Annotated in this window: 25 protein-coding genes; 3 read left to right on the forward strand and 22 right to left on the reverse strand. The window is 68.4% G+C overall.

Going from position 1 to position 23,272, the window contains the following annotated elements:
- Window positions 1-266: 266 nt before the first annotated feature.
- Window positions 267-572, reverse strand: a complete 306-nt coding sequence (locus C7443_RS19750) for a hypothetical protein (RefSeq protein ID WP_146213204.1) — start codon at window positions 570-572, stop codon at window positions 267-269.
- A gap of 241 nt (window positions 573-813) precedes the next feature.
- Between C7443_RS19750 and C7443_RS00680 the strand changes: the two genes are divergently transcribed.
- Window positions 814-1,038: a hypothetical protein gene (locus C7443_RS00680; protein WP_110016651.1), complete on the forward strand. Its 225-nt coding sequence runs from the start codon at window positions 814-816 to the stop codon at window positions 1,036-1,038.
- Between the two features lie 147 nt (window positions 1,039-1,185).
- Here C7443_RS00680 and C7443_RS00685 read toward each other — a convergent pair whose 3' ends face one another.
- The 11 genes from C7443_RS00685 to C7443_RS00735 all read right to left on the reverse strand — a co-directional run bounded on the left by C7443_RS00685 (window position 1,186) and on the right by C7443_RS00735 (window position 12,095).
- On the reverse strand, window positions 1,186-1,932 hold the full coding sequence (locus C7443_RS00685; RefSeq protein WP_110016652.1) for an SAM-dependent methyltransferase: 747 nt from the start codon (window positions 1,930-1,932) through the stop codon (window positions 1,186-1,188).
- Window positions 1,933-2,224: 292 nt separating this feature from the next.
- Window positions 2,225-2,983, reverse strand: coding sequence for an ABC transporter ATP-binding protein (locus C7443_RS00690; protein ID WP_110016653.1), 759 nt, complete (start codon window positions 2,981-2,983; stop codon window positions 2,225-2,227).
- A complete protein-coding gene (locus C7443_RS00695) occupies window positions 2,974-4,002 on the reverse strand; it encodes a FecCD family ABC transporter permease (RefSeq protein ID WP_246004485.1) in 1,029 nt (342 codons plus the stop codon). The genes C7443_RS00690 and C7443_RS00695 overlap by 10 nt, the downstream gene beginning before the upstream one ends.
- The gene (locus C7443_RS00700; protein ID WP_110016654.1) at window positions 3,999-6,062 is read right to left on the reverse strand and encodes a TonB-dependent hemoglobin/transferrin/lactoferrin family receptor; all 2,064 of its coding nucleotides are present in this window, start codon (window positions 6,060-6,062) and stop codon (window positions 3,999-4,001) included. The genes C7443_RS00695 and C7443_RS00700 overlap by 4 nt, the downstream gene beginning before the upstream one ends.
- 44 nt (window positions 6,063-6,106) lie before the next feature.
- Entirely contained in the window at window positions 6,107-7,381 is a 1,275-nt protein-coding gene (gene mbnM, locus C7443_RS00705) for an MATE family efflux transporter (protein ID WP_110016655.1), read from the reverse strand.
- The gene (gene mbnC / locus C7443_RS00710; RefSeq protein WP_110016656.1) at window positions 7,378-7,962 is read right to left on the reverse strand and encodes a methanobactin biosynthesis protein MbnC; all 585 of its coding nucleotides are present in this window, start codon (window positions 7,960-7,962) and stop codon (window positions 7,378-7,380) included. Before mbnC ends, mbnM begins: the two co-directional genes overlap by 4 nt.
- Window positions 7,952-8,773, reverse strand: coding sequence for a methanobactin biosynthesis protein MbnB (gene mbnB / locus C7443_RS00715; protein WP_110016657.1), 822 nt, complete (start codon window positions 8,771-8,773; stop codon window positions 7,952-7,954). The genes mbnC and mbnB overlap by 11 nt, the downstream gene beginning before the upstream one ends.
- Window positions 8,774-8,908: 135 nt before the next feature.
- Complete coding sequence (gene mbnA, locus C7443_RS00720) at window positions 8,909-9,004, reverse strand: methanobactin (RefSeq protein ID WP_110016658.1); 96 nt, start codon at window positions 9,002-9,004, stop codon at window positions 8,909-8,911.
- 228 nt (window positions 9,005-9,232) lie between these two features.
- Window positions 9,233-10,372, reverse strand: a complete 1,140-nt coding sequence (ssuD, locus tag C7443_RS00725; protein WP_110016659.1) for an FMNH2-dependent alkanesulfonate monooxygenase — start codon at window positions 10,370-10,372, stop codon at window positions 9,233-9,235.
- A gap of 47 nt (window positions 10,373-10,419) precedes the next feature.
- Window positions 10,420-11,385 carry a sulfonate ABC transporter substrate-binding protein gene (locus C7443_RS00730; protein ID WP_110016660.1) on the reverse strand — a complete coding sequence of 322 codons (966 nt, stop codon included), beginning with the start codon at window positions 11,383-11,385 and terminating at the stop codon, window positions 10,420-10,422.
- Window positions 11,386-11,501: 116 nt separating this feature from the next.
- Window positions 11,502-12,095, reverse strand: a complete 594-nt coding sequence (locus tag C7443_RS00735) for an NAD(P)H-dependent oxidoreductase (protein WP_170123431.1) — start codon at window positions 12,093-12,095, stop codon at window positions 11,502-11,504.
- Between the two features lie 210 nt (window positions 12,096-12,305).
- On the opposite strand from C7443_RS00735, the gene C7443_RS00740 reads away from it, so the two are divergent.
- A complete protein-coding gene (locus C7443_RS00740; RefSeq protein WP_110016662.1) occupies window positions 12,306-13,709 on the forward strand; it encodes an FAD/NAD(P)-binding protein in 1,404 nt (467 codons plus the stop codon).
- On the opposite strand, the gene C7443_RS00745 is transcribed toward C7443_RS00740, so the two are convergent.
- Together C7443_RS00745 and C7443_RS00750 are read right to left on the reverse strand one after the other, a co-directional pair.
- The gene (locus tag C7443_RS00745) at window positions 13,689-14,285 is read right to left on the reverse strand and encodes an RBBP9/YdeN family alpha/beta hydrolase (RefSeq protein ID WP_110016663.1); all 597 of its coding nucleotides are present in this window, start codon (window positions 14,283-14,285) and stop codon (window positions 13,689-13,691) included. The two genes, C7443_RS00740 and C7443_RS00745, sit on opposite strands and share 21 nt — an antisense overlap.
- Complete coding sequence (locus C7443_RS00750) at window positions 14,282-15,094, reverse strand: EAL domain-containing protein (protein ID WP_110016664.1); 813 nt, start codon at window positions 15,092-15,094, stop codon at window positions 14,282-14,284. Before C7443_RS00750 ends, C7443_RS00745 begins: the two co-directional genes overlap by 4 nt.
- A gap of 185 nt (window positions 15,095-15,279) precedes the next feature.
- On the opposite strand from C7443_RS00750, the gene C7443_RS00755 reads away from it, so the two are divergent.
- Window positions 15,280-16,299, forward strand: a complete 1,020-nt coding sequence (locus tag C7443_RS00755) for a sulfate ABC transporter substrate-binding protein (protein ID WP_110016665.1) — start codon at window positions 15,280-15,282, stop codon at window positions 16,297-16,299.
- 103 nt (window positions 16,300-16,402) lie between these two features.
- On the opposite strand, the gene C7443_RS00760 is transcribed toward C7443_RS00755, so the two are convergent.
- The 8 genes from C7443_RS00760 to C7443_RS00790 form a co-directional block, all read right to left on the reverse strand.
- Window positions 16,403-17,131 carry an MgtC/SapB family protein gene (locus tag C7443_RS00760; protein WP_425467057.1) on the reverse strand — a complete coding sequence of 243 codons (729 nt, stop codon included), beginning with the start codon at window positions 17,129-17,131 and terminating at the stop codon, window positions 16,403-16,405.
- Window positions 17,132-17,263: 132 nt separating this feature from the next.
- Window positions 17,264-18,034, reverse strand: coding sequence for an ATP-binding cassette domain-containing protein (locus C7443_RS00765; protein ID WP_110016666.1), 771 nt, complete (start codon window positions 18,032-18,034; stop codon window positions 17,264-17,266).
- A 23-nt stretch (window positions 18,035-18,057) separates the two neighbouring features.
- A complete protein-coding gene (ssuC, locus tag C7443_RS00770; RefSeq protein ID WP_110016667.1) occupies window positions 18,058-18,834 on the reverse strand; it encodes an aliphatic sulfonate ABC transporter permease SsuC in 777 nt (258 codons plus the stop codon).
- A 285-nt stretch (window positions 18,835-19,119) separates the two neighbouring features.
- On the reverse strand, window positions 19,120-19,278 hold the full coding sequence (locus tag C7443_RS20300) for a hypothetical protein (protein ID WP_246004486.1): 159 nt from the start codon (window positions 19,276-19,278) through the stop codon (window positions 19,120-19,122).
- Between the two features lie 65 nt (window positions 19,279-19,343).
- Window positions 19,344-19,577, reverse strand: a complete 234-nt coding sequence (locus tag C7443_RS00775) for a Tsi2 family anti-toxin (protein ID WP_110016668.1) — start codon at window positions 19,575-19,577, stop codon at window positions 19,344-19,346.
- 264 nt (window positions 19,578-19,841) lie between these two features.
- Window positions 19,842-20,474, reverse strand: coding sequence for a hypothetical protein (locus tag C7443_RS00780; RefSeq protein WP_246004487.1), 633 nt, complete (start codon window positions 20,472-20,474; stop codon window positions 19,842-19,844).
- Complete coding sequence (locus tag C7443_RS00785) at window positions 20,471-22,048, reverse strand: VWA domain-containing protein (RefSeq protein ID WP_110016669.1); 1,578 nt, start codon at window positions 22,046-22,048, stop codon at window positions 20,471-20,473. Before C7443_RS00785 ends, C7443_RS00780 begins: the two co-directional genes overlap by 4 nt.
- On the reverse strand, window positions 22,045-23,262 hold the full coding sequence (locus C7443_RS00790) for a toxic anion resistance protein (RefSeq protein ID WP_110016670.1): 1,218 nt from the start codon (window positions 23,260-23,262) through the stop codon (window positions 22,045-22,047). The genes C7443_RS00785 and C7443_RS00790 overlap by 4 nt, the downstream gene beginning before the upstream one ends.
- Window positions 23,263-23,272 lie beyond the last annotated feature (10 nt).

A 23,272-nucleotide genomic window follows, 5' to 3' on the forward strand; every position in this document is an offset into this window, starting at 1 on the left:
TCCTAAATTTATTTAAAATATCAGGCCCCGGTTGATTCCTGACCTGCTTTATGAATCATTCCGGCTTGTCTTTCTGTCACTGCTTGAGCGCCTCGACCGGTGGTAGCGCCGGGCGGGCTCGTCAGGCATTTGCGGCAGGTACTGGATGTCGACGTGCAGGTAGCCCGGGTCATAGGGCTTGAAGCCTTTGGGCCGCGTAGCCAGCTCGGATATCGGCGGACACACGTCTTCGAGCCGCGCCATGCCGTGGCGGCACAGGCAGCATTTCACTCCTGAGCGGCTGACCTGAGCGTTGATGAAAGCGCGGGTGACGACCAGCAGGCCATCGAGCGGCAGCCGCCGCGTGCGGCGCAGCTTCCACCACGATCGCTTCCTGGACGCTGCTGAGAGTCGTCTGCAGGCGGTGCGCGGTATGCACGGTCCAGCGAGTCCTCGCGCGCCTGCCACTTGCGCGCCGTCATCTCACCGATTCCGTAACGCTGCGCCAAGACGGCCGCCGGTTCAGCCGACGCCTGCAACTCGGCGCGGATCTCCGGAGCGGTACGGGCGCTTTTGTGCAGGCGCATCAGCATCGATCGGACTCCGCACGGGGGGTTACACCGCGACGGCAGGACCGCACGAGCGCGGAAAAGTGGGTCGCTGCATTTTGCTATAGCACCGTCCTGAACCTGACATTGTGCTAACGGTGGAGACCTCAGAGCCGACGCTCTTCGAGGAGCGTTGGACAATCTGGCCCGTAATTGCGTTGTACGGGCTAACGCGCTTGGCATCAGTATCAAGTAGTCTCAGATCAGATATTTAAAGGAAACCTCAATGCCTGAAATTAGCGAGAACGCCCTGCTGATGTCGATCCAGGCGATTCACCAGATCGCCGAGCAGAACAGCAGCGAACGGAACGCTGTGACCGGGCAGGAACAGGCCGATTACGACGAAATTATCGAGGCTTATGAGATCGTGGCAATGGAGCTACGCGAGGTTTACGAGAAAGCGCGTGCGGAAGGTAGCGACCTGCCCCCTTACTCCAGCCTCGTAAGCTGACCGCCCCCGCACAGCACTGAATGAGCATCTCAAACAAGAAAGTCGCCTGACTCTTTAAAAAATGAATTCCGGCACAGTCATGTGAACGAGCCCACGGGCTGTTTGCGCGGCTCGGTCGTCGACAATCCGCATGATGCGCCGGCTGCTTTACCGCGGCATCAGCGCGAACACGCCCCAGCCCAGGTATTCACGCGTGTACGTGGCGTAGCGCTCGGGCTCCGAGCTCAGCTGGGCTCGGACTTCTTTCGCGAACTCGTCGTCGGGATTGGCCTCCAGCCATCGGCGCATGGTGAGCCACTTGGCTGCCTCGTATCGGTCCCAGCCGTCCTGATCCGCCAGAACCATTTCCACGACATCGCAGCCAAGGCGGCTGAACGACGCGAGCAGTTCCGGGAGCAGGAGGAAGTCGGCGATCGAATTGGCAAGACAGCCCCGGGCGACCTCTTCCGTCGGCGGCAGCTGCCGCCAGTAAGGCTCACCGATGAGGATGATCCCTCCCGCGCGCAGGCTCCGTGCCAGCAGCTCGATCGTGCCGGCGACACCGCCACCGATCCACGTGGCACCGACGCAGGCGGCCACATCGACCTTCTCATCCGCGACATAGCCGGCCGCATCGTCATGAATGAAGCTGACTCGATCAGCGACGCCAAGCGCTTCAGCACGATGTTTCGCCTGCTCGCTGAACAACGCACTCATGTCGATGCCGGTGCCCACGATGCCGTGGTCACGCGCCCAGGTGCACAGCATCTCCCCTGAGCCACTGCCGAGGTCGAGCACCCGGGCCCCTGATTGCAGACGCAGCGCCGCGCCGAGCGTGGCGAGCTTTTCTGCTGTGATCGGGTTGTGAATGCGGTGAGCACTCTCGGTGATGTTGAATATCCGCGGGATGTCCACTGTGGAAAATATCCTTACGGGTGTGAATGGATTCCATGCCGGCATTGAGCCACGCCGCGAAGCGCTACCGGCCTGAATGAATCATTATCTTTTTCAACCAGAAAACGATCTGGCTGCGTTGGCAGCTTGAAAGATGAAATGAATATCTTCACGCAGATCATCGCGTTTTGCTAATGCCAGAAAACAGATTTCGCCCGGCAAGCGCCTGGATCATTTGATCTTGGCAGGAAAATTGTTCACCAAACATTATTCGCTGACATCGAAACGATTAATTCCAGCCGATGATCGAATCTCACCGCCGCCCGAACACCGGCACGAACCCCAGCTCGCCCCCGTCCTCTCCCCCCACCCGCACCCTCCGTAATTCGATGCCATACAGGCGGGTCAGCGCGGCTTCGCTGAGGACTTCGCGGCTCGGGCCCCACAGGGCGCTGGCGTCGGGCATCAGCAGCAGGGCACTGTCGGCGACGCTGCTCGCGTGCTGCGGCTGGTGGGTGGTGAAGACGACGCTCAGGCCACGACGGGCGGCGAGCTTAGCGATGTGGTCGAGGATGATTTTCTGGTTGCGCAGATCGAGCGCGGCGCTCGGTTCGTCGAGGATCAGCAGTTCGCTCTCGGCCGCGAGGGCGCGGGCGAACAGCACCAGCTGGCGCTGGCCGCCGGAGAGCGTGGTGAACGCGCGTGCCGCCAGGGCGGCGATGCCCAGTTCGTCGAGCGCGGCGTGGGCGATCGCGTGGTCGTGGCGCGTCGGTGAGCGCAGCAGGCCGACGTGGCGGGCGCGGCCCATCAGCACCATGTCCAGCACGCTGTAGGGGAACGGCGTATTCAGCGCCTGCGGCACGTAGCCGATGCTGCCATCGACCGCGACCGTGCCCTGCGTCGGCCGCAGCTGGCCGAGCAGGATGTTGAGCAGCGTGGTCTTGCCACGGCCGTTCGGGCCGAGGATGGCGAGCACTTCGCCGCGACGCACCACGCCACTCAGCTCGCGGAACAGCCAGTCCTCGGCACCGTAGCGGTGACCGAGGCCGTCGAGGCGGATCGCTAGCTCCATAAGCCCCCCCCGCTGCGCCGCCGCCACAGCAGATAGGCGAACAGCGGCGTGCCGAGCAGCGCGGCGAGCAGGCCGACCGGCAGCTCCTGCGCACCGAGGCTGCGGGCGAGATCGTCGATCGCCAGCATCAGCAGCGCACCGAGCAGCGCCGAGGCCGGCAGCAGCACGCGGTGATCCGGGCCGACCAGCCGCCGCGCCAGATGCGGCACGATCAGCCCGACCCAGCCGATGCCGCCGGACACCGCCACCTGCGCGCCGACCAGCAGCGCCACCAGCGTCAGCAGCAGCCAGCGCGTCGCCACTACGGGCACGCCGAGGCTGGCGGCATCGGCGGCGTCGAGCGACAGCAGGTTGATGCGCCAGCGCAGCCGGTAGAGCAGCACGCCGCCGAGCAGCACCGGGCCGGCGAGCAGCGCCAGGCGCTGCGGATCGATGCGCGCGAAGCTGCCCATCAGCCAGTAGACGATGCCCGGCAGCTGCCGCTCCGGGTCGGCGCAGTAGACCAGCAGACTGACCAGTGCCGAGCAGAACTGGCCGATCACCAGCCCGGCGAGCACCAGCGTCATCAGCTCGCGCGGATCGCTGCGCCGGCTGATGGCGAACACCAGCGCCAGCGCCGCCAGGCCGCCGGCGAAGGCCAGCCCGGCCACCGCCAGACCCGGCCAGGCGAAGAACAGCGCCAGCACGCCACCACCGGCCGCGCCGCCGGAAATGCCGACGATGCCGGCATCGACCAGCGGATTGCGGAACACCCCCTGCAGCGTCGCGCCGGCCAGCGCCAGCGCCGCGCCGGCGAGCAGCGCGGCGAGCACGCGCGGCAGCCGCAGCTGCCAGACCACCAGCTGTTCGGCGGCGCTCCAGTGCACCTCGACCGGCCACAGCGGCGCGCGCAGGATGTCGACGACCGTGGCGAACGGCACGCTGTAGCGGCCGATGCCCAGCGAAGCCAGCGCCAGCAGCACCAGCAGCGCGCTGCCGATGACCGCGAGCAGGCGCCGGCGTGCCGGGGCGCCGCTCAAAAGTCGACGCTCAATGCCACGTTGACGCTGCGCCCGGCTTCGAGGATGTCGGCGGTGGCGCTGCTCGACTGGTAGACGCTGTAGCGCTTGTCGAACAGATTGCTGATGCCGAAATCGACGCGCAGCTGCCTGTGCGCCTGCCAGCTCAGCATCAGATCGTGCACGGCGTAGCCGGCGCGGCGGCGCAGCTCGGTGTCGTCGTAGTCCTGCGCGGCGACGAACAGCGCGTTCCAGTGCAGCGTCAGCTGCGGATCGGCGAAGCGGTAATCGAGCTGCCAGCTCAGCTTGTCCGGCGGTGAGAACAGGTTCTCGCCGCTGTCGGCGTCCTCGATGCGCACGCGGCTGTAGCCGAGTGCCAGCGCCAGCGGCCCGCGCTGGTAGTGAGCCTCCAGCTCGGCGCCATTGCGGGTGGCGTCGGCGACGTTCTGGTACTGGAAGATCAGGCCGCGGCCGCTGAACGGATAGCTGCGGGCATACGAGCCGACCACCGTGCTCGAAATCAGGTCGGACACCTTGGAATGGAACAGCGCCGCGCGCAGGCGCAGGCGGTCATCGCTGCTCAGCAGCGCCTCCTGATGGTAATTGGCGCCGAACTCCAGCGTGCGGTCGGTCTGCGGTTCGAGGTCGGGGTTCGGGCGGAAGTTGTACAGCGCGTTGTTGCGCGACAGGTTCTGGTACATCTCGCTCAGCGACGGCGCGCGGAAAGCCTCGCCGTAGCTCAGGTAAAAGCCGAGCTGCGGCTTGAACTGCCAGGCGATGGCGAGCTTCGGTGAAACGTGGCTGTCGAGCGAGCTGTCGGCGCCGTCGGCATCGGTATCGAAGCGGTCGGCGCGCAGGCTGGGGATCAGCCGCCAGTCCTCGGCGAAGGTGATCTCGTCCTGCACGTAGATGCCGGCGACTTTCTGTGTGCCGTCCGGCAGCACCGGATTGGCCGCGCCGGCGCTCTTCGCCCACTGGTGGTCCTTGTAGTAGTCGAGGCCGTAGCTCAGGCGCTGCTGCACGCTCGCCGCATCACCCCAGCGCAGCGTGTGCTGCAGGCTCAGGCCGTCGGTGTCGAGCTGGCTTTCGGTCGCCGGCAGCGCCGAGGTGGCATCGGCCGAACGCCGCAGCCGCGTCTGGTAGACGCTGGCGTCGAACAGCGGCGCGCCGTCGACATCGCTGTAGCTGCCCTTGAGCACGCTGGTGTCCTGCTTGATGTGATTGCGCTGCACCGGCACCGAGGACGGCGTGCCCAGCGCCAGATCCGACTGCGGATTGTTCGGCCGGCGGCTGTCCTCGCGATAGAACTGGTGCGAGGCGTCGAAACGCAGTTGATCGCTGGCCTGCCAGCCGAACTTCAGCAGGCCGTTGTCGGCAGTGCCGTCATTGGGCTCCAGGTAATCGCCGCCGCCCTGCCGGATGTGCCCCCACTCGGCCCGCCCCAGGGCCAGCAGACCGTCGACGCCGTCCTGGCGACCGTAGAGCCGGGCGTTGTAGTGCTGCGACAGATCGGCGCTGGCGTAGCCGACGCGGGCATCGCCGCCGAAGTCCTGCCCCGGCGCCAGCAGGTCGAGCGCGGAAACGGTACGAAACGACATCACGCCACCGAGGCCGCCACTGCCGTACAGCGACGAGGTCGGCCCGCGCACCACCTCGGCACGCTGCACCAGGTAGGAATCGAGGTACAGCGGCGAGGCGACGCTGGCCTCGTTGAGGCGCGCGCCGTCGAGCAGCAGCGTCATGTCCTTGCCGTAGAAACCGCGAATGCTCGGAATCTGGCCGGACGGCCGCGGGCTGCCGCCGAACTCCACCCCCGGCAGCTGGCGCATCACCTGGCCGACCGAGGCATTCGGCAGCGCCTCGAAGCGCTCGCGCCCGACTACGCTGACCGCGGCCGGAACCTGATCGAGCGGCGTGTCGGTGCGCGTCGCCGACACCACCACCTCCGTCAGCTGTGGCAACTCGTCATCGCTCATGTCGCCGGCACGGCCCGGCGTCTGCCAGGCCAGGGCCAGCGCCAGACCGAGCAGGCTGAGCCGGAAAACCGGCATCGGCGCCGGGGCGCCCTGAGTTGCACGCATGCAATCGCTCCTTTGTATCGTTGGATGGCGTCTCGAAGTCCGCTTCAGCAGGCCGGCAGCGGCACGGCCTGCCGACTCCGGCGGATGTGGCACTGCAGCCAGAGCACGACGCCGAGCTCCGGCAGCAACAGGTAGGCGAAGGTCAGCCACGGCTGCTCCAGGTACAGGCCGGCGGCGACCAGCGGCAGCCCCAGCCCCCAGCTCAGCGCGGTATCGACCCGCGTCACCGCGGCGAACTGGCGCTGCGCCTGCAGCAGCGCGCGCTGCAGCGCGCCGAGGTAGCGCAGCGGCAGCGCCAGCGCCAGCAGGCTCACCAGCGCCGACCACCAGACGCCGTCGAGGCCGTAGAGCGTGCGGCCAAGCCAGTCGCCGCCGAGGTAGAGCGCCGCCGCCGCCGCCAGCGTCCACGGCAGCAGCGTCCGGTGCAGGCCCTGCACCGCGGCCAGCGCCTGCCCGCCCGGCAGCGCGCCCAGGCGGAAGGCGAGAAAACGCAGCAGCGCCAGGCAGGGCATGAACAGCAGCAGACCGAGCGCCGTACCGGCCGCATACGCCGCAAAGCGCGGTAGCTGCTGCGCCGGATCGCCGACATTGGCGAACAGCAGCATCACCGCCAGCGCCGACAGCTGCGCCGAGGCCATGCGCTTGAGCTCCCAGCGGCACTGGCCGAGAAAGCCGCACAGCCAGGCGCGGCGCGGCGCGCGCGCCGGTCCGAGCCGCCGCCACAGCCGCTGCAGCGCCCACAGGCAGCCGAGCGCCGCCACCACGCCGCTGCTCTGGAACACGCCGACGAAGCCGGCGTGCAGCGCATAGACGCAGAGCAGATCGAGCCCGGCGTTGAGCGCGACCTCGGTGAGCTTCCAGCGCACGATGCGCGGCCCCTCGCCGAGCGCGTGCAGCGCCATCAGCGCCACCGCCGCCAGATGGCGGAACGGCGCCGCCAGCGCAAACCACAGCAGCGCCGCCGCGGCCAGCTCGCCGACCGCCGCCTCGGCCACCAGCTCGCGCGCCAGCCACGGATACAGCGTCAGGCCGAGCAGCGCCGTCGCCACGCCGACGCCCAGCGCCACCGTCAGCACGCCGCGCACGACGCGCGCCCGCTGCGCCGGCCGCGCCCGCGCCACCACCACCGAACTGACCGCGCTGAGCGCCATCAGCAGCACCGTATCCAGCACCGCCAGGCGCTGCGGCACGCTCCAGGCCGCGGTCTCCAGCGTGCCCAGGCGGGCGACGACAAGCAGATCGGTCTGCAGAATCAGGTGCACGCTGGCAAAGCTGAGCAGCACGGGGAGAAATCCCCGCATCAGCTCCCGCACACTCATCGCGGCACGGCCTGCCAGCCGTCGAAACGGTCGAGCGCGAAATCCGGCAGGGTGAAGTAGCCGAACTGCTCGTCCGGCTCGGGCAGCGGTGTCGCCAGCCCGACGCGCTCGATGGCGCGGCCGCCGTCGGGCGTGTGGCACTTCCAGCCGACCAGCAGATCGCCGTGCCCGGCCGCCGACAGCACGATGCCGCAGTCGGCGCTGCGATCCCCGGTCGCCCAGCGCGCCACCGAGGCCGCCATCAGCGTGAACACCAGTTCTTCATCGACGCGCGCGGCGAACTCCGACTGCTGCAGCCAGCGGCACAGCCACAGGTAGACGGCCCAGTTCATCGACAGCTGCTGCTGCGCCGCCCAGGCCATGAACGGGCGAAAGATCGCCAGCCCGTCGGGTCCGCTCAATTCGAGTAATTGCGGGCAGATGTCGAACAGCGTGTGCCAGTACACCCGCAGGCTGGTATCGATGCGCACGAAGGCCGCCGAATCGCGCGGGAAATTTCCCTGCAATGCCGGAATCAGCAGCGCATCGAGTAACTCGGCATCTTTCCATTGCGGTTCGGGCAAAACGGATTCAGGCGGCATCGGCGTGCTCCCGGTCATCGAGCCGCGGGAAAATCGCCCGCAATGCCGCGAGGTCGCGGTCGATTTCGGCCTCGTCGAAACGATCGTCGCGCTCGTAGGTCAGCGTCGCGCCCGGTTTGTCGAAATGCGTGCGGTAACGCGCGAGGAATTCGAGCGTATCGTCGGCGAGCGGCGCGTCGTGGGTATCCAGCGTCAGTTTCGGCGCCAGAATCGATTCACGATAACCGGCGATATGGAAATGCGTGGCCGCCTCGATCAATGGCAGCCAGGCCTCGGCGGCGATCACGCCATTACGCTGCGCGCAAATGGCATTGGAAACGTCGAACAGCAGACCGGCCCCGGTATCGCGGATCAGCCGCGCGAAAAACTCGGGCGCCGCCCGCCCGCCGCCCAGCAGCGAAGGGTAATTCTCCAGATGCAGGCGCTGCCCGAGGCGCGCCTGCCAGTATTCGACGCGATCGCGCACGTGCCGGTATTCGCTGTCGTAATCGATCTCAGCCAGGTGGTAGAGCTGGCGGCCACCGTGATTGAAACGGGCGATGTGATCGGACACATACAGCGGCTGCAGGGCCTCGATATGGCGATGCAGGCGCTCGGCCATCGCTTCCAGATAATCCACATCGCTTTCGAGAAATTTCGAAAACATGATGTGAAAACCGAGCGGACAGTCGAAAGCCGCCGCCAATTGCGCCGGCGGCACCTGCAGAAAATTGTCGATCAGCAGTTCGCAGTAATCGATGCGCCGCTCGCGGATCAGCCGCTGCACCAGCCCCATGGTCGAGCCGAGCGTGAAATTAAAGCCTATGCGCATGCTTCGTCCCTGAATGACACCACGCATGCCGCCACTGGCACGCATGACTGCGGGCGACGGCAAAACCGGGAAATGCCGCAAAGCCGATCATTGCGAGCGGCTTTGCGGCGGCTTCAATCACGGCTTACGGCGTGCTCAGTTGACGCCGACCGGCGCGCAGCACGAACCGCAGCACATGCCGGCACGGCCGGGGACGACGACGGTCTGCTTGGTGGTCACTTCGATACGCATGAGTATTCCCTCTCTATCGTTGATGACGAATGACCGCCCGCTACCGGGTAGCGGGCGGTCCGAGGGAATGGCAATTCCAGTGCCAGCGCCTAATGCGTTGAATGCAGATAAAACATTTATTAATGCGCTACGAATGACACGCTAAATGCCGCGGCGGCTGCGGGAAATCCAGCAGCACCGGGCAAAAAAAAGCCCGGCCGGAGCCGGGCAGGATGAGAGCGTCGGGCTTCAGCTGGCGCTGACCTTGGGTGCCCACAGATTGGCGACGACTTCGCCGAAGGGACTGATCGGCGCCGGCCCGGCATCGGGCTGCGTCCGCTCGATCGGCAGCAGCGGGAACAGCAGCTCGGCGACGCGGTAGGCTTCTTCGAGGTGCGGATAGCCGGACAGCACGAAGGTGTCGGCGCCGAGCGCGGCGTATTCGCGCAGGCGGGCGGCGACGGTTTCCGGGTCGCCGACCAGCGCGGTGCCGGCACCGCCGCGCACCAGGCCGACGCCGGCCCACAGATTCGGGCTGACTTCGAGACGATCGCGCCGGCCCTGGTGCAGCGCCGCCATGCGCTGCTGACCGACCGAGTCGAACCTGGAAAACGCCCGCTGCGCCGCCTCGACGGTGGCATCGTCGACGTACTGGATCAGCTCCTCGGCGGCCTTCCAAGCTTCGGCATTGGTCTCGCGGACGATGACATGCAGGCGCACGCCGTAGCGCAGCGTGCGGCCATAGGCAGCGGCACGACGCTTGACGTCGGCGATCTTCTCGGCGACCTGCGCCGGCGGCTCGCCCCAGGACAGATAGGTATCGAGCCGGCGCGCGGCCAGATCGTGGGCCGCCTCCGAGGAGCCACCGAAGTACAGCGGCGGGTACGGCCGCTGTACCGGCGGGTAGATGATGCGCGCGTCATCGACCTGCAGATGCTTGCCGTGGAAGCTCACCGAGGCCTCACTGAACAGCCGCGTCCAGATGTCGAGGAACTCATCGGTGAGCACGTAGCGTTCATCGTGATCGAGGTGCAGGCCGTCGCCGGCCAGCTCGGCGGCATCGCCACCGGTGACGACGTTGAGCAGCAGCCGGCCGGCCGAGAGCCGGTCGAGCGTGGCGGCCATGCGCGCTGCCACCGTCGGCGAGACGATGCCGGGCCGCAGCGCCACCAGAAACTTCAACCGCGTGGTCAGCGCCGCCATGTTCGCCGCCACCAGCCAGGAATCCTCACAGGAACGGCCGGTCGGGATCAGCACGCCGTGATAGCCGAGCTCATCGGCCGCCCGCGCGATCTGCGACAGATAGCCGTGACTGACGGCGCGCGCGCCCTTGGTGGTGCCGAGGTAACGGCTGTCGCCGTGAGTGGGCAGAAACCAGAAGATATTCATCGGGACGACTCCTTGGTCGATCTGAAATACGGGGATCTGCAACGGCGTCAGCGCGCGGCGGCGGCTGGGGCCTGCCACAGCACATCGGCGATGCGGATCGGTTTCGGGATCAGCTTCAGTGCGACGAAGGCGTCGGCGATCTTCTGCTGCTCGGCGGCGACCGCCGGCGTCAGGTAGTCGACGCCGTAGCTGTAGCGGCGCGCGGCGATCTCGGTGGTGGCGACGTCGAGGCCGATCGCCGGGGCGAGAAATGCGGCCACCGCGTGCGGATTGGCGGCGCCCCAGGCGTCGATCTTCGCCAGCTCCTCGACGATCGCGCGCACCACCTGCGGCTGGCGCTCGGCGTAGGGCCGCGCCGCCAGGTAGAACTGGTGATTGCTGACCAGGCCCTGGCCGTCGCGCAGCACGCGGGCCTGGATCTGCCCCTGCGCGGCGGCGAAGAACGGGTCCCAGATCACCCAGGCGTCGACCGCACCGCGCTCGAAGGCGGCGCGGGCATCGGCCGGCGGCAGGTAGACCGGCTCGATGTCGCGCAGCGTCAGCCCCGCCTCCTCCAGCGCGCGCAGCAGCAGGTAGTGGACGTTGGAGCCTTTGTTGAGGGCGACGCGCTTGCCGCGCAGCTCCTTGACCGAGTGCAGCGGTGAATCCTTCGCCACCAGAATCGCCTCGCTGGCCGGTGCCGGCGGCTCGTGGGCGACGTAGAGCAGATCGGCGCCGGCGGCCTGCGCGAACACCGGCGGCGCCTCACCGACGGTACCGAAATCGAGGCTGCCGACGTTGAGCGCTTCGAGCATCTGCGGGCCGGCGGCGAATTCGGTCCACCTGACCTCGATGCCGAACGGCGCCAGGCGCTGCTCCAGCGCCCCGCGGGCCTTGAGAATCACCAGCGTGCCGTATTTCTGGTAGCCGATGCGCACAGTCTCGGCTTGGGCAGCCGTACTGGCGAATACGCCGAACGCCAGCGCGGCGAACAGCGGCACACGCCGCCATCGGCGAAACAGGTTCAAAAGCATGGGAGCGTCCTCATTATTGAATGGCTGGGCGCGGACAAGCCGCGGCCGTCGGGCTGCCGGCGGCGCCCGCGAAATGACCGTGATGAAAGGAAGGGAATCCGGGGGCCGGTGCTGCGCTAGCCGCGACAGCGCACCCGCCGCGCGTGGCGCGGCACCATCCGCACCGTTGCCGCTTCGCTGCGCTGGCCGTCGAGGGCGTCGAGCAGGCGGCCGAGACCGGCTTCGAGGCGATTTTCAGTGGCGTGGTCGAGCACCAGCAGGCCGTCGTCATGCACGCGCAGGTGGTTTTCGGTGATGTACAGGCAGCCGAGCACCAGACGCGCGCCGACAGCGTCGAGCACTGGTTTGAGCGCGTGCTGGATCGACAGCTGATGGGTGTTGTCGCGGCCGACTGCGATCGGCAACACCACCTTGCCGCTCAGGGCATCGTCCGCCAGCAGGTCGAAACAGCTCTTCAGCAACCCGGAGTAAGCCCCCTGGCAGACCGGCGTCAGCACCACCACGGCACCGGCGCCGCTCAGCGCCCCGTCAAGCTGGCGCCGTGTCGCCCCGCTCGCCGCGCCACGCGCCAGCTCCCCGGCCGGCAGCTCACGTGCCGCCAGCGCCCGCACGTCCTGCGCGTTGTAGGCCAGACACTCGCCGAGATAGGCCAGCAGTTGCGCGGCACGCGAATCCGGCGAATGACTGCCATCCAGCGTGACGATGATCATGGTCGGCTCTCCCTTGAGTGGACCGCTCACGGCCTGCATGGCCGTCGGATGGCGGGACTCTAGCAAGCCGGCAAAATCTCAAAAAAGAATAAAAAATAAGCCATATATTCAAATACAGATATATAAAGAGCCTGACCGGCACGGTACAGTCCAGCGTGGATTGCCCCCTGCGGCCCTGTGCCGTGTTTCGACATCGGAGTGTCTTCGTTCATGTCTGTCCCTGTTATCGCCATCGTCGGCGCCGGTTTTTCCGGCACGCTGCTCGCCGTGCATTTGCTGCGCGAATCGCGCAACCCTTTGCGCATCGTGCTGATCGAACGCAGTGGCCGCTTCGGCCGCGGGCTGGCCTACGCCACCGCCAACGACTCGCATCTGCTCAATGTGCGGGCGGCCAATATGAGCGCGCTGCCGGAGCAGCCGGCCCACTTTCGCGACTGGCTGCGCCGCCGGGAGGCGCAGGACTACAGCGGCACCAGCGCCGACGATTTCGCCTTCGTGCCGCGCTGCACCTATGGCCGCTACCTGGAAGAACTGCTGCAGGAATCGATCGCCGGCGCCGCCCCCGGCGTGCGCTGTGAGCAGATCGCCACACAGGCCACCGGCGTGGCGCGCGAGCACGGCCGCTGGCGGCTGATGCTGGCCGGGCAGCGGCCGCTGGTCGCCGATCAGGTAGTGCTGTGCCTCGGCAATTTCCCGCCGGCACTGCCCTGCACCCGCATGCCGGCCGGGCTGGTACCGCCGCACTACATCGCCAACCCCTGGGATACGGTGTCGCTGGCGCAAGTGCCACACAGCGCGTCGGTGCTGATCGTCGGCACCGGACTGACGATGGTCGACGTGCTGCTCAGCCTGCTCGACCAGGGCCACAGCGGGCCGATCACCGCGCTGTCGCGCCGTGGCCTCTACCCGCAGCGCCACGCCGCGGTGGCGCAGGCATGGCCGACGCTCGGCGAGCAGGAGCACGTCCATCGCCTGCGTCCGCTGTTGCGCCAGGTGCGCGAGGCCAGCCAGGCGGCGGCCGATGTCGGCGGCTGGCGCGCGGTGATCGACGGCCTGCGCCCGCACACACAGCGGCTGTGGCGCGAACTGCCGGAGACCGAGCGCCGGCGCTTCCTGCGCCATCTGCGCCCGTACTGGGAGACCCACCGCCACCGTCTGGCGCCGGAAGTCGCCGAGCGCTTCGAGGCGGCACTGGCCGCCGGCCAGCTGGTGCTGCGTGCCGGACGGCTGCACGCGGTCGAGCGCCTCGACGACGGCCGCCTGCGCGCGCACTTCAACATGCGCGGCAGCGGCGAGGCCGGCCGGCTGGATGCCGACTGCCTGATCAACTGCACCGGCCCGCAGTGCGACTTCACCCGCATCGCTCAGCCGCTGGTACGCGCGCTGCTCGCCGACGGGCTGGTGCATGCCGACGCGCTCCACCTCGGCCTCGCCGTCAACGACTTCGGCCAGCTGCTCGGCACCGACGGCCAGCCGCAAAACGGCCTGTACGCCGTCGGCCCGCTGGCGCGCGGCAATGCCTGGGAGCTGACTGCGGTGCCGGAACTGCGCCTGGCCGCCGCCGCGCTCGGCCGGCGGCTGGCGCACACGGTGTCAGGCGCGCACGGCGGCTAGAGCCGGCAGCGCACCCAGCCGGTACCGCGACGGCGCGGCCGGCGCCGGCTCGACGCGCTGCACCAGCGCTTCGAGCAGCTGCTCGCCGCGCGGCCACGGGCCGAAGCCGGCGTCGACGTTGATGTGACCGCTGGCGCCGTGATCGACGAACTCGCTGCCCCAGGCGGCGGCGAACAGCTCGGCGCGCTCGAAGCGGCAGTAGGGATCGTTGCGGCTGGCGACCACCACGCTGGGGAACGGCAGCGGCACCAGCGGCACGCCGCCGAGCAGCGCGACGCGCTCGGAGTCGGCCGGTGCCACCAGCAGCGCCCCGGCGATCCGGCGCGTGTCGTGCTGCTGCGCCCAGGCGGCGACGGTGATGCAGCCGAGGCTGTGGGCGATCAGCAGCGTGCGCCCGGGGCGGCGCTGCAGCTCGGCCTCCAGCTCGCCGACCCATTCGCTGCGTGAGGGCTGCCACCAGTCACGCTGGTGGACGCGGCGGTGCTGCGGCCGCGCCGCCCACAGGCTCTGCCAGTGCTGCGGCCCGGAGTCACCGAGGCCGGGAACGATCAGGTATTCCAGTGACGAGCGGCTCATGCTGAACGCTCCTGTGAAGGGGTGGTCGCCGCCTCGGCCGCCTGCCAGCCGTCAGCGCCGAGTTCGAGCGCCAGCGCGCGCTGCGCCGCATCACCGACACCACGCAGCAGCGCCAGCGCGCCGGCGTCGTGGATGCGCGCGATGCGCTGCGCCAGCTCGGCGCGGTCGAGGCTCGACAGCGTCGCCGCCAGCAGCGCGCCCTGCGCGATGCGCACGGCATCGGGGCGCAGCGCCAGCAGCGCATCGAGCTGGGCGTCATCATCACCGCGCACGCCAAAGGCGATGCCGTAGCCGTGTTCGCGGAAGCCGGCGATGGCCTTGCTCAGATGGGCGCGGCCGAGGCGCTCGGTGTCGGTGAACTCCAGCACCACCTGCGACGGACGCAGGCCGCAGCGGCGCAGGATGCTGCCGAACACCGTGCCGTGGGCATCCGGCACCGCCCGCACGTGCAGCGGATGGATGCCGAGCCACAGCGGCCGGCCGTCGAGCGCGCTCAGCGCGTTGAGCACGTGCAGCGTGCGGATCAGGCGATCGAGGTGAGTGATCGCGCTGTTGTCGAGCACGCTGGCGTACGGCGTCCACGCCGACAGCGGCTGGCCGCCGGCGCTGAAGACTTCGGTGTCGGCGACATGGCCGAGCAGACCGCCGTCGCGCGCCAGCAGCGAGCGCAGCCGGGTGTGCAGGCGCAGGCCGTGGAAGCAGGCGATCAGCTCACCATGGCGCAGCACGAACGGCACTTCGCCGTCGTGACCGAGCGGATGGTGCAGAAAGTCACGGTTGAAGGGTTCGATCAGATCCGGCGTCGACATGTGCTTCTCCTGGCGGGCCTGCAGCCCGGTCGATACGTGATGCCGGCAGCGTAGAGCGAAATTTAAATAACAGAAAATAATAAAAGATATTTTTTAAATTCTTTTTACTAATAAAGCACCCTCCGTACAGTGCGGCGGCAACGGCCCACGGCCTCCCGATTCACACCTTGCACGGAGTCTGTTCAATGAAACCCGCCTTTCCCCTGCGCGCCCTCGTCCTCGGCCTGTCACTCGCCTGTGCCGCTGTGCCGGCCGGCGTGGCGGCCGCCGAAGTCTCGCTGCTCAACGTCTCCTACGATCCGACCCGCGAGCTGTATGCGGACTTCAATCAGGCCTTCGCCCGCGAATGGCAGCGCCAGAGCGGCGATACGCTGAGCATCAAACAGTCGCACGGCGGCTCCGGCAAACAGGGCCGCTCGGTGATCGACGGCCTCGAAGCCGACGTGGTGACGCTGGCGCTGGCCTACGACATCGATGCCATCGCCAAGAGCGGGCTGATCGCCAGCGACTGGCAGCAGCGCCTGCCGCACCATGCCGCGCCCTACACCTCGACCATCGTGTTTCTGGTGCGCAAGGGCAATCCGAAGGGCATCCACGACTGGGGCGATCTGATCCGCGACGGCGTCGAGGTGATCACGCCGAACCCGAAGACCTCAGGCGGCGCGCGCTGGAATTACCTCGCCGCCTGGGCCTGGGCCAAACACCAGCCGGGCGGCTCCGACAGCAGTGCACAGGCCTATCTCGGCGAGCTGTTCAAGCACGTGCCGGTGCTCGATTCCGGTGCCCGCGGCGCGACGACGACCTTCGTCGAGCGCGGCATCGGCGATGTGCTGCTGGCCTGGGAGAACGAGGCCTTCCTCGCGCGGCAGGAACTCGGCCCGGACAAATTCGACATCGTCGTGCCTTCGCTGAGCATCCTCGCCGAGCCGCCGGTGGCAGTGGTCGACAAGGTGGTCGACAAGCACGGCACGCGCGTCGTCGCCGAGGCGTATCTGCGCTACCTCTACAGCGATGTCGGCCAGGAGATCGCCGCGCGCCACTTCTACCGCCCGAGCAATCCGGCGATCGCCGCCAAGTACGCCGAGCGGTTCCCCAGGCTCAACCTGGTGACCATCGATGGCGAGTTCGGCGGCTGGCAGAAAGCGCAGCAGGAGCACTTCGCCGACGGTGGCAGCTTCGATCGCATCTACACGCACGCCCGCTGAAGCGACTTGCCGCTGGCGACAGCGGTTCACCGGCACGCGGGGGGCGCGTGCCGGTCTTTTTTTGCCGTACCAGTCCTGAGTGTTGCCGGGGATGAGGCGCCGCTCAATCGCTGCTCGGTGCCAGCCGGAATTCCAGCACGCCGGCTTCGCGGCGCAGCGCATCGCTCAGATGGCGCAGGTTCTCGGCCTGCATGGTGCGCAGTACCAGGTGATACTCGAAACGCCGACCGCCATCGGTCAGGCAGTAGCTGGTATGGGCGATGTGGAAGCCGAACATGTGCAGCCGCGCGCGCAGCGTGTCTTCATCGAGCACCCGGTCGGGCAGGAAGTGCACGTGCAGATGCGCGTAGCGATGCACCGGCAGCACCGATTCGATGCGCCGGAACAGCGACAGCGTGCCCAGCGTCAGCAGCGACACCAGCAGCCCCGGCAGAAACATGCCGATGCCGAAGAGGATGCCGAGCGCGGCGGTGATCCAGATCGAGGCCGCGGTGGTCAGCCCGCGCACCGTCAGCCCCTCCTTGAAGATCACGCCGGCGCCGAGAAAACCGATGCCGGTCATGATGCCCTGCGCCATGCGCGTCGGGTCGGTGCGGAAGGCATCGGCCTGCGGGCCGCTGATCCAGTGGCCCTGATACACCGTCACCAGCATCAGCAGCGCCGAGGCCAGGCACACCAGCGCGTGCGTGCGAAAACCCGCCGGGCGGCCGTGAAAACTGCGCTCAAGCCCGATCGCCGCACCGACCGCCCAGGCCGTGAGCACATGCCCGCACATCGCCAGCGCATCGCCGCGCAGCAGCAGGTTGCCGATAAACCGCTCGATCCCGTCCATCCAGCCGTCTCCCCCGCGCCATCTGCCGAAACCTGTCGGCAATCTAGCGTATAGACGCAGTCCAGCATCGAGGAGTACGCCGCGGCGCGCCGGCGGCGTCAAGCGCGGCTGCCGGCCGGGCGGCACCCGGCCTCATTCCCCCATCACCCGCGCCAGCACCTCGCCTTCAGCGCGGGCGAACGCCGCCTGACCGCGGCCGCGCGGACGCGGCAGCGCGATCGCCCGATCGAGGCCGACGCCACCGTCTTCGAGCAGGATCACGCGATCGGCGAGCGCGACCGCCTCGCCAACGTCGTGCGTCACCAGCACCGTGGTAAAGCCGCGCGCGCGCCACAGCCGCTCGACCAGACGCTGCATCTCGATGCGGGTCAGCGCATCGAGCGCGCCGAAGGGCTCGTCGAGCAGCAGCAGTTGCGGCTCGTGGATCAGCGCACGCGCCAGCGCCACCCGCTGGCGCTGGCCGCCGGAGAGCACCGCCGGCCACTCCCCGGCGCGATCGCCCAGCCCGACCTGATCCAGCCAGTGCGCGGCACGCTGGCGCCAGCCGCGCCCCGCCAGGCCGAGACCGACGTTGTCGATGACGCGCTTCCACGGCAGCAGCCGCGCTTCCTGAAACAGGATGCGGATGTCGGCGTGCGGGCCGTCGAGCGCAGCGCCGCCGACCTGCAGCCGGCCGCCGTCGGGGCGGTCGAGGCCGGCCAGCAGCCGCAGCAGCGTCGACTTGCCGCAACCGCTGCGGCCGACCAGGGCGACGAATTCGCCGGGTGCGATGTCGAGATCGAGGCTGGCGAGCACGCGGCGCTCACCGAAGCGGCGCACCACGCCGCGCAGCTCCAGGGGCACGCCACCCGGCGCGCGCGCAGCAGGCGCCAGCGCCTTAGGAAAGGACAGGACAGCGGACATCAGGCATCTCCTCGATCGGGTGTTCAGGCGCCGCGGTACAGCGGGTTCCAGCGCAGCCACCAGCGCTCCAGGCCCTTGGCGGCCAGATCCGCCGCCTTGCCGAGCACGGCGTAGAGCAGGATCGCCAGCACCACGACGTCGGTCTGCAGGAACTCGCGGGCATTCATCGCCAGGTAGCCGATGCCGCTGGAGGCGGAGATGGTCTCGGCGACGATCAGCGTCAGCCACATGAAGCCGAGCGCGAAGCGCACGCCGATCAGGATCGACGGCAGCGCGCCGGGCAGGATCACGTGGCGGAACAGCCCCAACCCGCGCAGGCCGTAGCTGCGCCCCATCTCGATCAGCGCCGGATCGACGCTGCGGATACCGTGGAAGGTGTTGAGATAAATCGGGAACAGCACGCCGAGCGCGACCAGGAACACCTTCGCGCTCTCATCGATGCCGAACCACAGGATCACCAGCGGAATCAGCGCCAGATGCGGCACGTTGCGCAGCATCTGCAGCGTCGAATCGAGCAGCCGCTCGGCGCCGTGCAGGCTGCCGGTGAGCAGGCCGAGCAGCAGGCCAAGGCCACCGCCGATGACAAAGCCGAGCAAGGCGCGGTGGAAACTGATCTGCAGATGTGCCAGCAGCTCACCGGACGCCGCCAGCGCATACCCGGCCTGCGCTACCGCCAGCGGCGCCGGCAGAATCCGGCTCGACAGCCAGCCCAGCCCGGCGGCCAGCTGCCAGATCGCCAGCAACGCCAGCGGCAACAGCCAGGGCAGCAGCAGCGAGCCGCTCTTGCGCAGCATGCTCATCGATCGCACTCCGTGGGGCGGGCGACGCGCCCGCGCTGCGCAGCACTGTAAGCGGCCTGATTAATTCAATTAAATAATAATAAATGCGCGTTTTATTCCTATTTATGAATATAAAACACGCACCCTGCTCAGCGCTGCGGGCGGCCGCAGCGTGCCCACAGCGTCAGCAGCGTCGGCCACAGCAGGGTATTGAGCAGGTCGTGCAGGCTGGCCGGCCAGCGCCAGCAGCCCAGGCTCGTCGCGCCGATCGGGCAGCTCGCCGGCCAGCGCCACCGCCAAGCACCGTCAGCCAGAGGGCCACGGTGAACGCAGCGGCCGCCGCCACAGCCCGGAAACGGCCAACAGCCGCCGCCGCCCGACGGGCGGGTGCAAGGCGTCCTTCGACAGACCAAGCACGGCGACGAGGTCGAGTTTGAGCGACTGGAAGGCGGAAGTTTCGATCATCGGCACGTGCAGCACGAGAAACCAGCGCCAAGCTGGTCGGCGCCGGCCTGAAAGCCAGCGCACGCTCAGCGCGTGCGCGCGACCAGTTCCATGTACGCCGGCAGATTCGCCACTTGCGAACGGGTCTCGCGGTACATCTGCTCCAGCGTGCGGGCGGCGTTGGTGTAACTGAGCAGCAGATCTTCCAGATCCGTGCCGGCATCGAGCGGACGCGCGGCCAGCTCTTGTTCGAGGTGATCGATCCTGAACTCGATGGCCTGGATGACCAGGGCCAGGGTCCTTCCGTTGATAGGCAGCATCTACTGATCCTCAACCGACGGTTACCGACAGACGGCCAGACACCGCACGCAAAAACGCTGCACGCCACCCGCTGCGGCTTCGCATCCTGCGGGGCCTTGGCAGCGGGCGGACACGGTGCAGTTTTAAGGTGTCCGGACCCATTCGCTTAATTCGATGTAAAGAGCATCCGGCAGGCTTGTTGCGTTTTTAATCGCACAGGCAACTGCTGCCTGGACACCTGCCCGCGGGCGCCTCCGGGCCGACCCGCCCATTCCGCGGACAGCTCAGGCCCCGAGAAAATCCACCCGGCGGAATTTGTCTTCGAGGAAGCGTCCGTTGGCCAGCAGCGCCTGGGCGTCGCTGGCGGCGACGTTGTTGACGATCTCGCGCAGCTTGGCGTCGAGCAGGCTGAGCTGTTCGCCGAGCAGCTGGCGTGCGGTACGCCCGTCCTGCAGCGGATGGCTGATGCGAAACACCGGCGGCAGTGCGACGTAATTGGCCAGGGTTTCCGGCAGGTAGCGCAGCACCGTCTCGTGCACGGTGAACAGATCGGCATCGTGGTGGCTGGCGCCGACCAGGCGCGGCAGCACTTCGGCGACCGAGGCGCGCACGCTGTCCAGATGGCGCGCGGCTTCGAGCTGCAGGTGCGGGCGTACCCGGGCGATCAGGCGATCGAGGCGGGCAAGCGTCTCGTCGGCATCGAGGCCGTCGGCGAGGTCGGCTTCGAGCGCCGGCGGCCGACGGCCGAGCAGCCAGCCGGCGGCATACAGGCCGGCGGTGATCGCCAGCCAGCCCGGGCCGATCACGCCGGCAAACAGCAGCAGCGGGCCGAGCAGCGCCAGCGCACAGCCGGCGATGTTGGCGTTGCTGTAGAGAAACAGCAGCAGCCGCAGCCTGAACGCGCGGGGCGGGCTCACTGATACCCCCGGATGTCCTTGAACACCTGCGCCAGCGCGGTCTTGCGGCCGTCGAAGGTGCGCCCGCCGGTCAGCTCGGCGAGCGCCTGCATCTCGGCAACGTTGCCCTCGCCGTAGAGGATCGGGAACACCCGCACCCACGGCTGGCTGCCCTGGCGCAGGCGGAAGTCCTCGAAGCGCAGGCCCTGATTGCTCTGCCCATCGGTGAGCAGCAGGATGCTGACGAGGCGCTGCGGATCGCGCGTGCGCTCATCGGAGCCGATGCGCTCGGCAAGCTCCAGCGCGTCGTAGACCGCGGTGCCGCCGCGGGCTTCGAGCCCGCCGGCGTAGTGCAGCACGGCGTCGCGGCCGCTGGCGATCTGCCCGGCGGCGAAGTCGATCTGCACGGGTGCCGAAACCTCGCTGGCGAAAGTGATCAACACCACCCGCTCGCGCGGCTGGAAGCGTGCATAACGCGCGCTGGCACGCTGCGCATCGGCACCGGCGAGCGCCTGCAGCGCCGCACGCACCGACTGCAGGCGCTCGCCGGCCATCGAGCCGCTGACATCGAGCACCAGGATCGAGGTCGCCGGCCGCCGCCAGTCACTCTGGTAGGCCGCGAGCACCGCGTCGACGACATCGAGGCGGTTGGGAAACGCCAGTTCGGCGACCGCCGTGTCCGGCAGCGCCGCCGCCGGCGCAGCGTCCGGGTTCGACGGCCGCAGATAGGCCGCCGCCACGGCATCGCGCTGGAAGGCTGCGGCCTTGAGCACGGCGACCAGGCGCTCATATTCGGCGCGGCGGGCGCCGTTGAGCAGCATCAGCGGGTAATCGGCGGAGATCACGCCGTCGCGCGGATAGATCAGCTGCAGCTGCGCGTCGGCCGGCAGGCGCTGGTTGGTCTGCAGGATCACCGCCTCGTAATTGACCATCGCGTCGAGGCGGTCGGCCTCGCGCACGAAGGCATCGGCGAGCCAGCCGGAGCTGCCGGCGGTCAGCGCCTGCCCGCGCAGGAAGGCGCGCAGCAGCGCGCCGTCGATCTCCTCGACGCGCAGGTCCTCGCTCTTGCCGGCGGCAGCCGAAGCCACCGCGAACAGCGCGCTCATGCCGGTGTTGGAAGCGGTCGGGTTGCTCATCGCGTAGCGCAGGCGGCCGGCGCCGGCGAGCTGGGCGATGTCGGCCCAGCTCGGTGCCTGCCGGTCCCAGCCCAGCGCCGCCACCAGCGGCGCTTTCACGCCGAGAGCGACGCGCGAATAGAACAGCTTCTCGCGGGCCAGCGGCGGCTGGCTCAGCGCCAGCACCGGATAGGCGCCGTTCGGCGGCAGGATGGCGTCGAAATGCTCGCCGGCCTCGATGCGCTCGACGATGTCGAGCGTGCCGGCGTACTCGAAGCGCAGCTCGACGCCGGCACCGTGCGCGGCCTGGCGGATGGCGGCTTCCAGCGGCTTGAGCTCGGAGCCGGCGAGGATCGAGAACGCCTGCGCATCCGCCTGCGCCGCGCGCTGGCCGTCGTCGCGGTCGCAGGCCGGCAGCAGCGCGAGGCACAGCAGCCAGGCCAGCGCCCGCAGCCAGCCGCGCAGGCGGACACGGCTCACAGCCGGACCTCCCCCGGCGCCGGCAGGGCCGCGCCCGGTGCCGCCTCGCCGCGCACGCGCTCGACGTATTCCTGCGCGCGCGAGACTTCCTGCGTCAGCGCATCGACGGTGGTCTGCATCGAGGCCAGCGCCCGGCCCTTGTATTCGGACAGCGCGTCCATCGCCGCGTAGACGTTCTGGAAGGCCTGCCGCAGCTGGTCGAGGTTGACCGTGCTCGACGCCGCCTGCTGGTGGATCGCGGTGCCCTGCTCGCGCAGCAGCTGGCTGGTGCCGGCGATCAGGTTGCCGGTGGTGGTGTTGAGCGCGGTGATCTGCTCCAGCACCAGCTTCTGGTTGGTCAGCGCCTGGGCGACGATGACCGCGGTGCGCAGCGCCGAAACGGTGGTGGTGGTCGCCCGGTCGACACCCTTGCTCAGCTCCAGATTGTTGCGGCGCACCACGTCAAGCGCCAGGTAACCCTGCACGTTGACGCTCATCTGCGTCAGCAGGTCCTGCACCTTCTGCCGGGTGTAGAACAGCATTTCCTCGCGCACCACGCGCGCCTTGTCCGGGTCGACGGCATCGAGCTGCGCGGCGCGGGCTTCCAGCTCGCCGTCGAGCTTGCGGCCGATGTAGACGTATTTCTCCAGCCGCTCCATCAGCCCCCACAGGTTGACCTTCTCCTGCTCGATCGCGGCGTTGTCGCGCAGCAGCTCGTCCTTGCCGCGCTTGAGCGAGGCGATGATGGCGTTGAGGTGCGACTGCGAGGAGCGGAAGCGGTCGAAGTACGCCGCCATGCGGTTGCCGAAGGGGATGAAGCCGAGCAGCCGGCGCGGTGCAAACAGATCGCCCTGCCGGGTCGGATCGAGCGTGTCGATCTGATGACGCAGCTCGACCAGGCCGCGGCCGATGTTGGAGTTCTCGTCGAACAGCCCGGTGTGCAGCGCCCCGACCGGACGTTCAAGCAGGCGGTTGGAGACCGAGGCCGAGGCCTCGATCTCGCGGCTGCCCATGCTGTGCACGCGCTCGACGGCGACCTTGAAGCGCGCGTCGTGAACGTCGTGCGCGGTGATCTCGTCGATGAAACCGCGCACCTGCGTGTCGAGCACCTGCAGGTCCTCGGGCTTTAGACGGACTTTGCCGGCCGCCGCCTCGGTCGGTACTGCCGCCACCGGCTGCGGCGGCTCCAGCGTGAACTCTTCGGCCGCCGCCGCCACGCCATTACCTGTGTCCATGGTCCTTACC

This window comes from Plasticicumulans acidivorans (assembly GCF_003182095.1).
Lineage (GTDB): Bacteria > Pseudomonadota > Gammaproteobacteria > Competibacterales > Competibacteraceae > Plasticicumulans > Plasticicumulans acidivorans.

Coding starts and splice junctions, on each gene's coding strand:
- C7443_RS00765 (WP_110016666.1), bottom strand. CDS start 18,034: ATGTCCGCTGTCCTGTCCTTTCCTAAGGCGCTGGCGCCTGCTGCGCGC.
- C7443_RS19750 (WP_146213204.1), bottom strand. CDS start 572: ATGCTGATGCGCCTGCACAAAAGCGCCCGTACCGCTCCGGAGATCCGC.
- C7443_RS00700 (WP_110016654.1), bottom strand. CDS start 6,062: ATGCGTGCAACTCAGGGCGCCCCGGCGCCGATGCCGGTTTTCCGGCTC.
- C7443_RS00775 (WP_110016668.1), bottom strand. CDS start 19,577: ATGCTGCCTATCAACGGAAGGACCCTGGCCCTGGTCATCCAGGCCATC.
- C7443_RS00680 (WP_110016651.1), top strand. CDS start 814: ATGCCTGAAATTAGCGAGAACGCCCTGCTGATGTCGATCCAGGCGATT.
- C7443_RS00755 (WP_110016665.1), top strand. CDS start 15,280: ATGAAACCCGCCTTTCCCCTGCGCGCCCTCGTCCTCGGCCTGTCACTC.
- C7443_RS00730 (WP_110016660.1), bottom strand. CDS start 11,385: ATGCTTTTGAACCTGTTTCGCCGATGGCGGCGTGTGCCGCTGTTCGCC.
- mbnM (WP_110016655.1), bottom strand. CDS start 7,381: ATGAGTGTGCGGGAGCTGATGCGGGGATTTCTCCCCGTGCTGCTCAGC.
- C7443_RS00690 (WP_110016653.1), bottom strand. CDS start 2,983: ATGGAGCTAGCGATCCGCCTCGACGGCCTCGGTCACCGCTACGGTGCC.
- C7443_RS00750 (WP_110016664.1), bottom strand. CDS start 15,094: ATGTCGACGCCGGATCTGATCGAACCCTTCAACCGTGACTTTCTGCAC.
- mbnC (WP_110016656.1), bottom strand. CDS start 7,962: ATGCCGCCTGAATCCGTTTTGCCCGAACCGCAATGGAAAGATGCCGAG.
- mbnA (WP_110016658.1), bottom strand. CDS start 9,004: ATGCGTATCGAAGTGACCACCAAGCAGACCGTCGTCGTCCCCGGCCGT.
- C7443_RS00760 (WP_425467057.1), bottom strand. CDS start 17,131: ATGGACGGGATCGAGCGGTTTATCGGCAACCTGCTGCTGCGCGGCGAT.
- C7443_RS00735 (WP_170123431.1), bottom strand. CDS start 12,095: ATGATCATCGTCACGCTGGATGGCAGTCATTCGCCGGATTCGCGTGCC.
- C7443_RS00790 (WP_110016670.1), bottom strand. CDS start 23,262: ATGGACACAGGTAATGGCGTGGCGGCGGCGGCCGAAGAGTTCACGCTG.
- ssuC (WP_110016667.1), bottom strand. CDS start 18,834: ATGAGCATGCTGCGCAAGAGCGGCTCGCTGCTGCTGCCCTGGCTGTTG.
- mbnB (WP_110016657.1), bottom strand. CDS start 8,773: ATGCGCATAGGCTTTAATTTCACGCTCGGCTCGACCATGGGGCTGGTG.
- ssuD (WP_110016659.1), bottom strand. CDS start 10,372: ATGAATATCTTCTGGTTTCTGCCCACTCACGGCGACAGCCGTTACCTC.
- C7443_RS00740 (WP_110016662.1), top strand. CDS start 12,306: ATGTCTGTCCCTGTTATCGCCATCGTCGGCGCCGGTTTTTCCGGCACG.
- C7443_RS00745 (WP_110016663.1), bottom strand. CDS start 14,285: ATGAGCCGCTCGTCACTGGAATACCTGATCGTTCCCGGCCTCGGTGAC.
- C7443_RS20300 (WP_246004486.1), bottom strand. CDS start 19,278: ATGATCGAAACTTCCGCCTTCCAGTCGCTCAAACTCGACCTCGTCGCC.